We start from the raw sequence: 15,344 nt of genomic DNA, 5'->3' as shown, positions 1-15,344 counted from the left end.
AATAACTCTGTTATGCTTTTAAGAATTTAGTTAATTTACAAAATAGTCTTTTCTATATATTAAGTTTAACATAATATAAGCAAAAAAGAATATTTTTATATTATATATATTAATTTACTGTTTTATTTAAAATTTCCAGTTAGGATAGTAGAATAAGACTTTCAAAGTGAAGCTCTACCGAATGAAATACTAGGATTTTTTTAAAGCCATTAATATCAATGGGAAGTAAATATGATTTAAATATTATATAAGCAAAAGGACATATTATAAATGAATAGCATGTCCTTTTGCTTATTTTGTAATTAAAACTTAATTATTAAAATTAAGAAAAACAAGGTAAAATTAAATTATATAATGGTAAAAATAGTAATTAGGGGGTGTGTATATTGAGAAGAAAATTAAATAAAAGTAGGATAATAATTTCAATACTTATTATTATATTGATATTAGTAAGTATTAGATTAGTAGTTAATTTAAACTCAAGAAATAAGTATAAAAATGAAGGAATAAATATGACAGAAGAAGACAAGGAAGTAGTAAATAAAGTTATTGAATTAGCAGAAGAAAAAATAGGCTTTCAATACGTATGGGGTGGAAAAGGTGAGATTATGACTGGTGAAAGGCTTGATGAATTAATAGGATACTATGGAGAAAGTTATTATCCATTAAAGAGAGAAACATATATAGGAAATCAAGCCTTCGATTGCTCTGGATTAACTTATTGGATATATAAAGAATTAACAGGAGTTGAAATCGGATATTCAACTTATGATCAAGAAGAAACATTGCAAGGATATGAAGTTGATAAAGAAGATATACAACCTGGAGATTTAATTTTTACTCCAGGACATGTAGTTTTATATAAAGGAAAAGGAAAAATTATAAATGCATATAATAAGTTACCTTATCCACTAGGAGGAGTAAAGAATGGAGATCTTTATTTAGGAGAAGACAGCGTAATATATAGACCTATCGATTATATAAATTCACTAAAATAATTACAAATAGAAGGGAACCTTTTTATCTATATAAAACTCTTAGTTATATACTTAGAATTTAAGGGAATAAGGTTAAAGGGGGAAGAAGCTTTGAACTTAGATATTAATAGAAATGTAAAGGATACTTGGATAAATGATAATTTGTTTATAGAAGAATTAAAATATGATGATCAAAAAGAAATAGTAGATATAGCTTACTGGAGTAAGTATAAGAGAATATGGTTTGATAGATACTTGATTTATGAAATACTTCTGTATGATGGTGTTTTTCCATATGAACAATCAATTCATAAAGCTAATATAAAAGATTATTTAGGCGAAGACTACAGAAAATTTATATTTATGAGAAGACAGCTATACATTGGAGAAGGGGATAAGTTATTTAATAGTAAAAAATTATTTGTTTCCAATAATAAAGCATTAGATATTAAGAAAAAAGATAGGACTATAAATATAAAAATTGATTATTAGTTAATTGAATTTTTAAAAAATATTGACAATAAAGTAAATAAGATATATAATCCATATTAATTAATAAGCATAACGAAGATTTATAAATGTTTATAATTCGGAGTATAAGATAATTAAAAGCTGTGATAAGAACAAGTAGTAGTTAGTAAAGCTTACAGAAAGTAGCCGGTTGATGAGAGGTGCAAGATAAGCTAATTATGAATACATCTTTGAGCTTCACACCAAATGACTTTTAAGGTTTAGTAGGCTGTGACGTATTCCTTGCACACGTTATAGTGCTAGAGTATTACCTGGGTAATAATGGAGTACTCGAAAAGGTAGGCAATGTGAATTGTCTATGAACTTAAGGTGGTAACACGAAGATTTATCTCTCGTCCTTTTGATATAAGGGACGGGAGTTTTTTGTTTTTAAAAATACTTATCTTGGTTCAGATACTTTTATCAAGTAGCTTTTACAAAGTTAGTCTTATAGAACTTGCTTATATTTTAAATAATATAAGAGGAGTGTTTTAGATGAAAAAAACAATTGAAGAGCAAATGAAAATTATTAAAAAGGGAGTAGACACAATAATTAATGAAGAAGAATTAAGAAAAAAGCTAGAAAAAGCTGAAAAAAATAATGAATCATTAATTATTAAGTTAGGACTTGATCCAAGTGCACCGGATATTCATCTTGGTCATGCTGTTGTTTTACGTAAAATTAAACAAATGCAAGATCTAGGCCATAAAGCGGTAATAGTTATTGGAGATTTTACAGGTAAAATAGGAGATCCAACAGGAAAGGCAAAAGGAAGGAAGGCATTAACTGATGAAGAGGTTTTAAATAATGCTGAAACTTATAAGGAGCAAATATTTAAAGTTTTAGATAAAAATAAAACGGAAGTTCGTTTTAATAGTGAGTGGCTTTCAAAATTAACTTTTGACAAAGTTTTAAATTTAGCTGCAACTACTACCGTTGCTCGTATATTAGAAAGAGATGATTTTCAAAAAAGGTATAAAAATAATATTCCAATAGGAATTCATGAATTTTTCTATCCTTTGATGCAAGCTTATGATTCAATTGCTTTAAAGTCTGATATAGAACTTGGAGGAACAGATCAAACTTTTAATATTTTAATGGGAAGAACTCTTCAAAAAACTATGGGACAAGAACAACAAATAGCAATGTTTATGCCTATTTTAGAAGGATTAGATGGTATTGAAAAAATGAGTAAAAGTCTTGGTAACTACATTGGTGTAAATGAACCTGCTAATATAATGTTTAAAAAAATAATGGAAGTTCCAGATAATTTAATTATAAAATACTTTGAACTAGCTACAGATGAGCATCCAGATAGAATAGATAAAATAAAGAATGAACTAATTAATGGCAAAAATCCAAAAGATGTTAAATTAGAATTAGCTAAAATAATAACAAAATTATATCACTCAGAAGAGGCTTTAAATGAAGCAATAGAATTTTATAATTCAGCATTTGCTAAAAAAGAAATACCAGATAATATTCCTAGCGTAAGTGTAGAAAATAATTTGTTGAAGGATATTACTTCTAAATTAATAGAAGAAAAGTATGTTCCGAGTAAAAAAGAATTTACTAGACTTGTAGAACAAGGTGGAGTTCAAATTAATGGAGAAAAAATAAATGATTTGAATATAAATTTATTTTCTGGAGATGTATTAAAAATAGGTAAAAAGAAATTTGTAAAGATAGAAATTAATTAATAAAATTAATTTTTTAAAGTAATCAGAAATAACCCTGTTAATTGGAACAGGGTTATTTTTATAAAGTTATCATATGATAAATTAGCATATTAATGTTATTTATTATGTGATAACTTTGATCTTTTAGTGAACTTTTTACCGTTAGAGTGAGCACCTTTCTTTTTCCCATTCTCAATACCAATTTCAGAGCCAGATTCTGAATACATTTTTCTAAGTTCAGCATTTGATTTAGGACGATCTTTTCTTCTATGTTTATTATTATCCATTTTAGTTCCCTCCTAATATAAGTTGTCTATATTAGCTTTTCCATAAGGTACTGAAAAAATATTATTAAAATGTAGCTTAATATAGTATTTATTATTTATAGAGGTATAACTTGTATCTTATTTTCTAAATTTAATTTGATTTTTACATAAATAACATCCTATAAGTGCAGTAATTGGTACTGCTAAAACTATTCCAATACTACCAGATAAGCCTTGAATAATCTCAATACCTAAAAGATCTAAATTTATCATTTTATTAAAAGGCATATTAGCTGAGAATACTAAAATTAAAATACTTAGTGATCCTCCAGCAAAAGCTAAAATTAAGGTGTTTGTCATTGTTCCAATCGTATCCTTACCAATATTCATAGCACTTTTAAATAAATCATTAAAACTTATTTTGCTATTTACTTTATGAATTTCAAATATAGAGGATGCAATTGACATAGCAATATCCATAACAGCACCAAGAGTAGCTACTAGAATCCCTGTAAACATTATTCCTCTGATTTTTAAACCTGTATCTTCAGCAATATACATTAAACTTTCAGCTTCACTCATATTTAAACCAGAAAGGTTTGTTAATGCACCAAAAATGTAAGCTATTATCCCAGAAATAACAACACCAGAAATAGTACCTAAAATAGCAGTTAGTGTCTTTTTATTGAAACCAGAAACTAATATAAGAGTGATAACTATGCTAAGTGTGCTCATAATTATTCCAGCCATTATAGGATTTACTCCCCTTAACATTAGAGGAACCATCAAATATACACAACATATTAAAGTAAATATTAGTGCAACCAAGGACTTAACGCCTTTAACTCCACCTATTGCTACAACTGAAAGTATAAATATTGCTACTAACAAATAAATCATATTGCTTCTATCATAGCTATATAAATTAAATTGAGTAGTTCCATTTTTTTCAGACACTCCAATTATAACTTTTGTTCCCTCTTTTACCTTTAAGTTATATAGTCTACTTATTGGATTCTCTATTTCTTGTAAAGTTTTAGAGTAAGGGCCAGATGAAACTTCAACAAGTACTTTTTGAAATCCAACTTCAACATTTTCTAGAAAAGGATCTTTTGCTAAGTCCTCACTTAATACTTCTTTAACAACTGCATTATAATATTTCATATTTCCATTATATTTGTCAGGTAAGAAACCACTTTTAAATATAAATTTTGAAATACCTATAAGGAGTAGGCTAAAAAATATAACACCAAGGACTAAAATAACGTTTTCATTTAAATAACCTTTTTTTTGTTTCTTATTCTTCTCAATCTTTTTACCCATTTTATCCTCCAAAGTAATTTATATACAATAATAATTATAGTATAGTATATATGAAAGGTAAATTACATAAGGAAAATATTGTTAGAAATAATTTGATTATTAATTATTTTTAGCAATATGGATAATACTGTATTATAATATGAGAAGGTTTTAATTATAAATCATAGGGGGACATATATGATAAATATATTAATAGTTGATGATGAAAAAGAAATTGTAGATTTGATTGACCTGTATTTAAGAAATAAAGGCTATTCTATATTTAAAGCATATGAAGGAAATGAAGCTTTAAATATTTTAAAATTAGAAAAAATTAATTTAGTAATTATGGATTTAATGATGCCAGGAATAGATGGGTATTCTTTAATAAAGAAAATTAGGAGTACAAGCAATATACCAATAATAATTATATCTGCTAAATGTGAAAATTATGATAAGGTTTTAGGATTAGATGTAGGAGCTGATGATTATATAACAAAGCCTTTTGAACCACTAGAGTTAATAGCTAGAGTTAATGCTCAGCTAAGAAGGTGTTATTCTTTAAATGTGGAAGATAGTGTTGAAAAAATTATAAAAAGTAGAGATTTAATATTAGATAAAGAAAAAATTATTTTAACTAAAGATGGAAAAGAAATTACATTAACTTTAAAAGAGTTTAAAATGTTAGAATTATTTATGGAAAATAGAAACAGGGTTTTAACTAAACAAACAATATTTGAAAATGTTTGGAACGAAGATTATCTCTATGATGATAATGTAATAATGGTTCATATAAGTAATTTAAGAGATAAAATAGAAGATGAGGATAAAGCTAATAAATACATAAAAACAATACGAGGAATAGGTTATAGATTTGAAGATAAATAATTTATTCAAAAGTAAAAGTTTAAGTAGAATTTTTATTATCAATTATGTTTATACAATAATAGTTTTTATTATGGCTTTAATATTATTTATTTTTATTTCAATTTGGGGAATTGCATCTAGAATCCCTTTAACAAAAGAAGAAGAAATATTGATGGAGGAAGAGTTTTTTGTTAAAGATTATAAAGATCTTAATATTGAAGGAATTGTAGAAGTAGGTGGATGGATAGAAGTTATAGAAAATAATAAGGTTATTAATGTAATTGGAGAAAAGAAAGATAATATAAATGATTATTGCCTATTAAATATTGTTACTTCATATGAAGAACAGCTAAAGAGAGAAGAAAAATTTTATGATGCAAAGGTATATAGAGAAGAGAATAATTTATATATAGTTAAAATACCTAATGGTGACTTTTTTTTAAAGGAACAATTTAAAGAAAAGAGTTTAGGAAGAAGAGTTGCTGAAACTTTAAGATATTCAATAGTTTTAGCAGTAGTCTTTATAATAGTAGCTCTATGGGGAATTTATTATAGATATATAAGAAGAATTAGAGAAATTTTAAATGAAATAAATTTAGGATTAGAGAAAATGAGAGAAGGAAATCTATCGGTAAGGCTGGATTTTAAAGGATATAAAGAAATAGATGGAATAAAGGATAGCTTTAACTATATGGTAGAAGAAATTAAGATAGCTAATGAAAATAAAGAAAAAATCGAAAAAAGTAAGAAGGATATGATAAGAGATATAGCTCATGATATTAAAACACCAATCACATCTATAATGGGGTATTCAAAAGCTTTAAATGATGGAACTGTGCAAGATGATGATGAGAAAAATATATATTTAAATTATATCTATAATAAAACATTAAGATTAAACTATTTAATAAATGAGTTATTCTTATTTACTAAATTAGATAACGTAGATTATAAACTGCATATGGAAAAAAAAGATATGTGCGAATTTTTGAGGAGTGTAGTGGCACTTTATTATGGAGAAATTGAAGATGCAGAATTTAATTTAGAAATAGATATTCAAGAAGCACCTATTTATTGTTATTTTGATTCTAAAGAGTTAGAAAGAGCGATTGGAAACTTAATTACTAATTCACTAAAGTATAATAAAAGAGATACAACTTTATTTATTGGGTTAAATAATAGCAGAGAAGAAATAGAAATTATAATCAGCGATAATGGTATAGGAATTAGTAATAGTTTACAAGATAATGTTTTTGAGGAATTTGTAAGAGGAGATAGTGCAAGAGAATCAAGTGGAGGAAGTGGACTTGGTTTAGCTATTACTAAAAAAATTATCGGACTTCATAAAGGTAAAATAATATTAATCTCTAAAGAAGGCTTTGGTAGTGAGTTTAAAATAGCTTTACCTAAATATAATGGAAATTAAAAGAGATAAAGATACTTAAGCAAGGAAATTTAAGGAAAACTTAAGGCGTAGAAAATTGCTTTTATTTAGTGGAAGTAGTAGTATAAAAAGGTGTATTAATGGAAATGGAGGGAATAATAATGGAAGAAATTCAAGAAAAGAAAAAGCTAGGGGCAGGTATAATTACCATATCTATATTGTATTTTATAGGACTGGGTTTTACACTATTAGGATCAATAATAAATCTGTTATTTAAAGATCAAACAAACAAGATTCTAGCAGAAACAGGGACAGGTGTTCAAGTAACTACTGCACAAATTTTAATAACACTAATTACATCAGCAATAATAATTATATCAGTAGTATTAATTTTATGTAGAAAATCTATAGGAGTAATTTTATTCTTTGCTACACAAATTTTATCGATTGTATATGGAGCAATAACTGTTGGGATTAATATATATACACCGTTAAATTTACTTTTCCCAGGATTAATGGCTTTCTTTATATACAAAAAGAAAGATATATATTTTATTAAAGAATAATTAAGTACTAATAGAGTAAATTTATCTTTATAAGTTTACTCTATTTAATTATAGGAGGTTATAAAATTTTTATAATTTCCTTATCTTCAGTTTGTACGTGGGCATATGCAAGTTTGCGTTGACTTGGAGCGGAGTGACGGAATAAGTAAACTTATATATGTTCACTTTTTTATTTAAGTAATTATATTAGAGGTGATTTTATGAAAAAAAAGAAGGTAATAATAGGAGTAACTATATTTGGAATAGCTTTAATTGCTACTATTGCTGGTGGTTTATATGCAAAAAATAAAATGAAAACAGGCACTGATAAAGAGAAAAAACAAGTTAACTATTTTGAAGTAGAAGATGTTGGTGGCTTAAAGTTTAAAGGAAGTAGTATCATAAGCAAAGAGCAGAAAATAATTTTAGATAAAACTAACGGTGAATTAAATGAAGTATTTGTTAAAGATGGACAATATGTAGAAAAGGATACAGTTCTTTTTAATTACTATAATGAAATGGTTCAAGATCAAGTTGATGAATTAAATAGACAAATCAATTCCTTAAATTCAAAAATTGAAAAAGAAAAGCAAAGAGTAAGTAAATTGGGTGAAGTAAAACAAGAAACAACAGGTATGCCAGCGCAAACAGCAGAACAAGGACAAGTAGCTATGCAAGGACAAAATGGTGTTTCTCTAGAGCCAGCAAGTATGGTAGAAGATTTAAAGGAAAACTTAAATGAACTTGTATCTAAAAGAGATTCTTTAAATGCAAAGGTTGTAAAATCTGTAAAAGCAGAAATTGCAGGGACAGTATATATAAATACTGAAGATCCAACAAAAGAATATATGAAAATAATAGCAAATGATCCATTAATAGCTTCAGAGGCATCAGAGTTTGATGTTGATAAGCTTAAAGTTGATGATAAGGTTGAAATAAAGGTTGTAAGTAATAACAAGAAGGTTTTAGGTAAAATAACAAAAATTGAGGAAATTCCAACTATGTCAGTTGATCAAAAATCAACTTCTTATAAATTTTACGTAAAGCCAGATGAAAGTATAAAGATAGGTTTTAGTGTAGAACTAACAGTAAATCCAGGGCAAATTACAATTCCTAAAGAATCTGTTATAGAAGAAGATGGAAAGCTTTATGTTAAATTAGTTGAGGGTGAAACTAATAAGAAGGTTGAAATAGTAGCTAAATTAGAAGATGATAACTATTTAATTCAAAATGATAGCTTAAAAGTAGGAGATAAAATACTGACAAATCCTTCAGAAGATAGTAAGGAGGAAGTATAATATGATAAAACTGAAGGGTATAAACAAGTACTATTCTTCAGGTGAAGAAAAATTACATGCTTTAAAAGATGTAGATTTAGAAGTTAAAAAAGGTGAATTCTTAGCTATAATGGGACCATCAGGTTCAGGAAAATCTACTATGATAAAAATACTGGGACTTTTAGATAAAGAGTTTGGAGGAAGTTATTTACTTAATGAAAAAGAAGTAAGAACCCTTAATGACGATTTGCTTAGCAACTTAAGAAATGAAAAAATAGGCTTTGTATTCCAGGATTTTAACTTGATAGATAGATTAACTATTAAGGAAAACATAGAACTCCCTATGTTGTACATGGGAAAAGGAATAAAAGAAACAAAGAATAGAGTAAGTGAGCTTTTAGATAAAGTAAAACTTTTAGATAAGATAAATAAATATCCTAATCAATTATCTGGAGGACAGCAACAAAGAATATCCATAGTTAGATCTTTAGTAAATAATCCAGATATAATTATAGCTGATGAGCCTACAGGAGCATTAGATAGTAAAACTTCAAAAGAGATAATTGGAATATTTAACGAGTTAAATGAAGAAGGAATAACGATTATTTTAATTACTCATGATATTAATGTTGCAAGAAAGGCGAAAAGAATTGTAGAGATTTTTGATGGACAACTTAAGGAGGTAGATAATAATGAAGCTTAGAGTATTAGTTTTTGCTGCCTTAAGGAATCTAAATAGAAATAAAAAAAGATCTATATTAACTATGCTAGGAATAATCATTGGTATAGCAGCTGTTATTACAATAGTAGCATTAGGAGAAGGTTATAAAAATAAAACCATTAAAGAATTTACTGGAGAATCAGATGGAGCTGTTGTTCTTATGGCTACTTTTAATCCTAAAACCTTTAATGAAGACATTTCTACCATGGAGTTTTTTAAAAACAAGCATAAAACTAAAGTGGAAGCTTTAGATTCTGTAAAGTCAGTTGAACTCCAGTATAGTAATAACTCTTTTGGCGAATTTATTCAATGTGAAATAAGAGGTAAAAATATCAATGCATTAGCTAAAGCAGTTGAAGAGACTGACTCAAGTGAAGAGCTGTGGGGAAGAAATTTAACTAGCAATGATAATATGCTTAAAAAGAGAGTTATTTTGATTGCAGAACAAACTTTAAAAAATAGCTTTGATAAGCCAGAAGAATTAGTAGGAGGAATAGCAACTATAAATGGAATGGCCTTTGAAATAGTTGGTATTAAAAAGGCTCCACCAGAAGATGAAATAAGCTTTTTCGATATGGGAGGAGACATAAGAGTTCCAAAGGAAACATATAATAAATATTTTGCTGGTTCAAAGAAAGTAGAGTCATTAAAAATAACATTAAAAGAAGGTGCTGATGTAAAAGCTAGTATAAAAGAAATAGAAAATACATTAAATTCTATTGAAGGAAATAGGGTAGAAGGAAAGTATCAAATTACTGATACTAGCGGAATAGTTAAATTATTAGGAGGTGTTCTTAATACTATAACTATGTTTATTGCATCTGTTGCAGGAATATCCTTATTTATTGCAGGAATAGGACTGATGAATATGATGTATACATCAGTTTCTGAAAGAACTAGAGAAATAGGGATAAAAAGAGCTCTAGGGGCAAGGAAGAAAGATATTAGAAGAGAATTTTTAATAGAAGGTATAGTAATCACTATTATGGGAGGCATAATAGGATATATTCTTGGAATAATATTAGCAAATATAATTTCAATGTACTTTAAGCTAGTAATTACTCCAAGCTTATTTACAGGATTATTAGCAATAGGAATATCAATTGTTATAGGTCTTGCATCAAGCTTTATTCCAGCAAGGAAAGCAGCTAATGCAAATACTGTTGATATACTTAAATAGAAAGTGGATTTTTATAATCCACTTTCTTTTTTGTAAAAATTTAGATAAGCTATTTATTATTTTTAATATAAGGATATAATAAAATTATAATGAAATAATTGGAGGGAAAAGCCTTTATGTTTAGACCGATTTAACTTAAATTCTAAATTTACATTTTTTAGCCTTTTTATAAAGGGTTATTTGTTATGTATTTAGGAGGAAAGTTAAATTGAATAATAAAAGAAATATATATTTAATGAACCTTATAGTTTTCTTACAAGGTTTTGTATTTTATGCTCCAATTGCAACAATATTTAGAGAGGATAGGGGTATATCCTTATCTCAAATATTTTTAATAGAATCTATTTCTATGATTTTAATAATTTTATTTGAAATTCCCTGGGGGATATTTGCAGATAGATTTGGATATAAAAAAACTTTAGTAATAGTAAATTTCATATTTTTTATATCTAAAATTGTATTCTTTAAAGCTAATTCATTTTGGATGTTTTTATTTGAAAGAATACTACTTTCAATTTCTATATCAGGATTATCAGGCTGTGATGAAAGTTTAATATACCTATCATTAGATAAAGAAGATAATAGTGAAAGAGTCTTTGCTAGATATGGTTGGTTTTCTACTATAGGATTTTTACTTGGATCTATGATATCATCATTTATTATTAGTATATCTACAGATTTAACAGCATTTTATACCATAATTCCTTATGGGTTAGCATTTTTAGTATCTTTATTTTTAAATGATGTTAAAAATGAAATTGTTAAAAGAGAAAGTATAAAAGATAGTTTTAAGATTGCATTAACTAATAAAGAGATAATAGTATTTATAGTTGGGATTTCTTTAATTAGAGAAGTAGTTCAAAGTATAACTGTATTTTTAAATCAGAGTCAGTATGTTAAAAGTGGAATAGATATTAAATATTTTGGAGTTTTACTAGTTGTGATTCAAGTTATGAAGCTAATATCAGTAAAATCATATAAATTAAGTAACAAGCTTGGGCAAAATAAATCAATAAGCGTATTAATGATATGTATATTATTAAGTTCCTCTACACTAATAGCTATAAGTAATCCAGTAATTAGTTTTATTTGTATAGCCACAATTTCTACTAGTATGGCTTTAATGGAACCTATGGTTATAGATATAAAAAATAAATCAATATTTTCTGGAAATAGAGCAACTATTTTATCAATATATTCAATGTTAGGAAGTATTATTTCAGCAGTTATTAATCCAATTATAGGCTTTGCATCAAATTCATCCTTAGAAAATGGATTAATTATATGTAGCTTAATTAGTTTAGTTTCAATCATACTTATAAGGTATTTTATAAAAACTTTTAACGAAAAAGCAAGCTAATTAATTTGTTTAGTTATAAATAATGTAGCGTGAAATATGATTGAAAATAATTATTTTTTTATTAAAAGAAAGTTTTAAAGATATACTGAAAAAAATATTTTATGAAGAATAGTAAGGCTAGGCATGAAAGAGATGCCTAGCCTTTTTATAATTTAGTATTATTTTGTATAGTTATCAAAGTATCCTTGTATAAATATAATAGGAGTACCTTTATCTCCACTTCCTGAAGTTAAATCTGATAATGAACCTATTAAATCAGTAAGTCTTCTAGGCGTAGTACCTTGTGATTCCATAGCACCTACAAGATCTGACTCTTTATTTTTAATATATTCAGATATGGCTTCTTTAAGTTCTTCACCTCTTAAATCGGCAAAGTTATTATCTGCAAGATATTTTAATTTTACTTCATTAGGTGTACCATTAAGTCCTGCTGTGTAAGCTGGGGATACAACTGGATCAGCAAGTTCCCATATCTTACCTACTGGATCTTTGAAAGCTCCATCTCCATAAACCATAACTTCAACAGTTTTACCAGTCTTTTCTTTAAGTATAGTTTGTATTTTATCAACTATAGGTTGACAGTTACGAGGGAAAAGCTTAACCTTTTCTTCAGTTGATTTATTTGATCCAAGTAAACCATAATCTTCGTTATGTCCACTTCCATCAATTGATTCTGATAGTATGTTGTCAAGGCTATAAATCTTCTCTCCACCATTTGCTTTTAATATTTTTTTAGTTCTAAATCTTGTGTGTATATCACAAGTAAGAACATTTTTTGTATAATCTAAAATAGTTTTAGGATTATTTGAGAATATAACTTCACATTCAACACCATACTCTTCAACTAAGGATTTATAATAATCAATATAATCAACACCAGTAAAAGTATGTTTATTATATCCAAAAAGATCACGGAATTGCTTTTCTGTTAAAACATCTGTCCAAGGATTAACTCCTTTTTCATCAAGCATATCTAAATCAACTAAGTGATTACCAACTTCATCAGCTGGATAACTAAGCATTAAAACAATTTTTTTAGCTCCCTTTGCAATACCACGTAAACAAATTGAAAAACGGTTACGACTTAAAATAGGGAATATTACTCCTATTGTATCTTCTCCAAATTTTGATTTAACATCTTTTGCTATGTTTTCTATAGTAGCATAATTACCTTGAGCACGAGCAACTACTGACTCTGTTACAGTAACTATATCCTTATCATTAATTTGGAAACCTTCTATTTCAGAAGCTTTTAAAACACTATCAACAACGATATCTTCTATGCTATCTCCTTGGTTTATTATTGGGCAACGAAGGCCTCTAACAACTGTTCCAACTATTCTTTCCAATATAATCTCTCCTTATAACTAATAAATTTTGTTTAAATTTACCTATCTACTTGTAATATACACCAATTTAATGGTATAAGTAAAATAAATAGATTGAATAATATATATAAGGAGTACTTATATGATAAGTAAATTAGACTTGTACAAAGTATTTTGGAATGTAGGAAAAAGTAAAAGTTTTTCTAAGGCAGCAAAAGAGCTTTATATGACACAGCCAGCTGTTAGTCAATCAATAATGCAATTAGAAAGAGAACTAGATATACGTCTTTTTAATAGAACAACTAAAGGGGCAACATTAACAAACGAAGGTAAAATTATATTTGAATATGTTAACTCAGCTATTAATTTAATTAATACTGGTGAAGAAAAGATTCTAGAACTTAAGAACCTATCTACAGGGGAGCTAAAAATAGGGGTAGGGGATACTATTTCCAGGTATTTTTTACTTCCATATTTAGAAAGCTTTCATAATAAATATCCTAATATTAAATTTAAAATTATTAATGGTACAACATTGGAACTTTGTTCTATATTAAAATCAGGAGACATTGATATTGCAATTTGTAATTTTCCAATTGATGATACTAGCTTAGAACTAAAGGCATGTACTGATATCCACGATATTTTTGTTTGTGGAGATAAATATAAAAACTTACTATCTTCCCCCATAAGCATAGATGGAATGATAAGGTTTCCATTAATATTGCTTGAGCCTGAATCTAATTCTAGAAAATATATAGAAAAATATATGTTATCTAAAGGAATTAAAATTTCTCCAGAATTTGAATTAGGGTCCCATGATTTATTATTAGAATTTGCTAAAATGAACTTAGGAATAGCATGTGTAACTAAAGAATTTTCTAGTGAATACTTAAACAAAGGACTATTGTATGAAGTAAAATTAAATGAAGAAATACCAAAACGAAGCATAGGAGTATGTTTTTTAAAAGGTGTTCCTTTATCACAGGCTTCAGCAAAATTTGTTGAGATACTAGAAAATAAATAAAAATATATGAGTATAAGTAAAGGAATAAAAGGTATATAATTAATTTAAAGCCAAAAAATATCCTAAAGGATAAGTGAGATAATAATGAAGAAAATAATAAATAAGGAAATAAATAAATTAAACAAGAAGGAAAAGAAAATAATTAATAAAAAAGAAAGTAAGATAATTAAAGATAAATTTGCTCCAATATCTAATAAAATAGAAGAAAAAATACCTGATAAGCTAAAATTAACATTAGAAAATGCTTTTTATAATGGATTTAAGCTAGTTTTAGAAAAAGGGAGCAAGTATATTGAAAAGTTATATGATAAAGATAAAATTCAATTAGAACATGATATAAACAATTATTCAATTGAAAAAAAAGTTACTAAAAAGAGTTTAAGGTTAATGGACTCTCAGGGAAAGAAAAGTAAACTAATAAATTCTACCATATCAACTGTAGAAGGAGCTGGTTTAGGCGTTTTAGGTATAGGATTACCAGATATTCCATTATTTATAGCTATGATATTAAAGACTGTATATGAAATTGCATTAAGTTATGGATTCAATTATGAAAAAGAAGAAGAACAGGTATATATATTAAATTTAATTTGTACAGCATTAGCAAAAGAAGATATGAAAATTAAATATAATGATAATTTAGATAAAATAGGAACTAAAATAGACTTAAATGAAGAATTAAATAGTGACTTAAATACAGAAATTAAAAATGCTTCAGAAGTGTTGTCAGAAACATTATTAATGGCTAAGTTTATTCAAGGGCTACCTATAGTTGGTATTGTTGGAAGCGTAACAAATTATCAAATCATAAACAAAATTAGCAAGTATGCTAGAATAAAATATAAAAAGAGATATTTAAGTAAGAAACTATAGTAAAAAATATTATTATGAAGAAGTTATCATATAACTCCATAAAACAA

The 15,344-nt window shown here is 26.6% G+C and carries 15 protein-coding genes and 1 other annotated feature; of the genes, 12 read left to right on the top strand and 3 right to left on the bottom strand.

Features of this window, described 5'->3' with window-relative positions; genetic code table 11:
- Positions 1 to 386 precede the first annotated feature (386 nt).
- The 3 genes from ACH36K_RS14405 to tyrS all read left to right on the top strand — a co-directional run bounded on the left by ACH36K_RS14405 (position 387) and on the right by tyrS (position 3,188).
- Positions 387 to 998, top strand: a complete 612-nt coding sequence (locus tag ACH36K_RS14405; protein ID WP_411168303.1) for a C40 family peptidase — start codon at positions 387 to 389, stop codon at positions 996 to 998.
- Between the two features lie 90 nt (positions 999 to 1,088).
- Positions 1,089 to 1,469, top strand: coding sequence for a hypothetical protein (locus ACH36K_RS14400; RefSeq protein WP_411168302.1), 381 nt, complete (start codon positions 1,089 to 1,091; stop codon positions 1,467 to 1,469).
- A 113-nt stretch (positions 1,470 to 1,582) separates the two neighbouring features.
- Positions 1,583 to 1,851 (top strand) — a binding site (T-box leader).
- Positions 1,852 to 1,982: 131 nt separating this feature from the next.
- Positions 1,983 to 3,188, top strand: a complete 1,206-nt coding sequence (gene tyrS / locus ACH36K_RS14395) for a tyrosine--tRNA ligase (protein ID WP_411168301.1) — start codon at positions 1,983 to 1,985, stop codon at positions 3,186 to 3,188.
- Between the two features lie 95 nt (positions 3,189 to 3,283).
- On the opposite strand, the gene ACH36K_RS14390 is transcribed toward tyrS, so the two are convergent.
- Positions 3,284 to 3,454 carry a hypothetical protein gene (locus tag ACH36K_RS14390; RefSeq protein WP_411168300.1) on the bottom strand — a complete coding sequence of 57 codons (171 nt, stop codon included), beginning with the start codon at positions 3,452 to 3,454 and terminating at the stop codon, positions 3,284 to 3,286.
- A 117-nt stretch (positions 3,455 to 3,571) separates the two neighbouring features.
- Positions 3,572 to 4,756: a YibE/F family protein gene (locus tag ACH36K_RS14385; RefSeq protein WP_411168299.1), complete on the bottom strand. Its 1,185-nt coding sequence runs from the start codon at positions 4,754 to 4,756 to the stop codon at positions 3,572 to 3,574.
- A gap of 177 nt (positions 4,757 to 4,933) precedes the next feature.
- Between ACH36K_RS14385 and ACH36K_RS14380 the strand changes: the two genes are divergently transcribed.
- The 7 genes from ACH36K_RS14380 to ACH36K_RS14350 all read left to right on the top strand — a co-directional run bounded on the left by ACH36K_RS14380 (position 4,934) and on the right by ACH36K_RS14350 (position 12,069).
- Positions 4,934 to 5,623 (top strand): response regulator transcription factor, encoded by a 690-nt coding sequence (locus tag ACH36K_RS14380; RefSeq protein WP_411168298.1) that lies wholly within the window; start codon positions 4,934 to 4,936, stop codon positions 5,621 to 5,623.
- A gap of 70 nt (positions 5,624 to 5,693) precedes the next feature.
- Positions 5,694 to 7,028 carry a sensor histidine kinase gene (locus tag ACH36K_RS14375; protein ID WP_411168297.1) on the top strand — a complete coding sequence of 445 codons (1,335 nt, stop codon included), beginning with the start codon at positions 5,694 to 5,696 and terminating at the stop codon, positions 7,026 to 7,028.
- A 119-nt stretch (positions 7,029 to 7,147) separates the two neighbouring features.
- Entirely contained in the window at positions 7,148 to 7,552 is a 405-nt protein-coding gene (locus ACH36K_RS14370) for a hypothetical protein (protein ID WP_411168296.1), read from the top strand.
- A gap of 200 nt (positions 7,553 to 7,752) precedes the next feature.
- Entirely contained in the window at positions 7,753 to 8,829 is a 1,077-nt protein-coding gene (locus ACH36K_RS14365) for an efflux RND transporter periplasmic adaptor subunit (RefSeq protein ID WP_411168295.1), read from the top strand.
- A 1-nt stretch (position 8,830) separates the two neighbouring features.
- Positions 8,831 to 9,511 carry an ABC transporter ATP-binding protein gene (locus ACH36K_RS14360; protein ID WP_411168294.1) on the top strand — a complete coding sequence of 227 codons (681 nt, stop codon included), beginning with the start codon at positions 8,831 to 8,833 and terminating at the stop codon, positions 9,509 to 9,511.
- Positions 9,501 to 10,709 (top strand): ABC transporter permease, encoded by a 1,209-nt coding sequence (locus ACH36K_RS14355; protein ID WP_411168293.1) that lies wholly within the window; start codon positions 9,501 to 9,503, stop codon positions 10,707 to 10,709. Before ACH36K_RS14360 ends, ACH36K_RS14355 begins: the two co-directional genes overlap by 11 nt.
- A gap of 208 nt (positions 10,710 to 10,917) precedes the next feature.
- Positions 10,918 to 12,069, top strand: coding sequence for an MFS transporter (locus ACH36K_RS14350; protein ID WP_411168292.1), 1,152 nt, complete (start codon positions 10,918 to 10,920; stop codon positions 12,067 to 12,069).
- 158 nt (positions 12,070 to 12,227) lie between these two features.
- Here ACH36K_RS14350 and ACH36K_RS14345 read toward each other — a convergent pair whose 3' ends face one another.
- Positions 12,228 to 13,418 (bottom strand): coenzyme F420-0:L-glutamate ligase, encoded by a 1,191-nt coding sequence (locus ACH36K_RS14345; protein WP_411168291.1) that lies wholly within the window; start codon positions 13,416 to 13,418, stop codon positions 12,228 to 12,230.
- 121 nt (positions 13,419 to 13,539) lie between these two features.
- On the opposite strand from ACH36K_RS14345, the gene ACH36K_RS14340 reads away from it, so the two are divergent.
- Both ACH36K_RS14340 and ACH36K_RS14335 read left to right on the top strand, forming a co-directional pair.
- Positions 13,540 to 14,424 carry a LysR family transcriptional regulator gene (locus tag ACH36K_RS14340; protein WP_411168290.1) on the top strand — a complete coding sequence of 295 codons (885 nt, stop codon included), beginning with the start codon at positions 13,540 to 13,542 and terminating at the stop codon, positions 14,422 to 14,424.
- A gap of 84 nt (positions 14,425 to 14,508) precedes the next feature.
- On the top strand, positions 14,509 to 15,297 hold the full coding sequence (locus ACH36K_RS14335; protein WP_411168289.1) for an EcsC family protein: 789 nt from the start codon (positions 14,509 to 14,511) through the stop codon (positions 15,295 to 15,297).
- Positions 15,298 to 15,344 lie beyond the last annotated feature (47 nt).

The organism is Clostridium sp. MB05, from assembly GCF_046581255.1.
Taxonomy (GTDB): domain Bacteria; phylum Bacillota; class Clostridia; order Clostridiales; family Clostridiaceae; genus Clostridium.
This window is presented reverse-complemented; position numbering and strand designations above follow the sequence as displayed.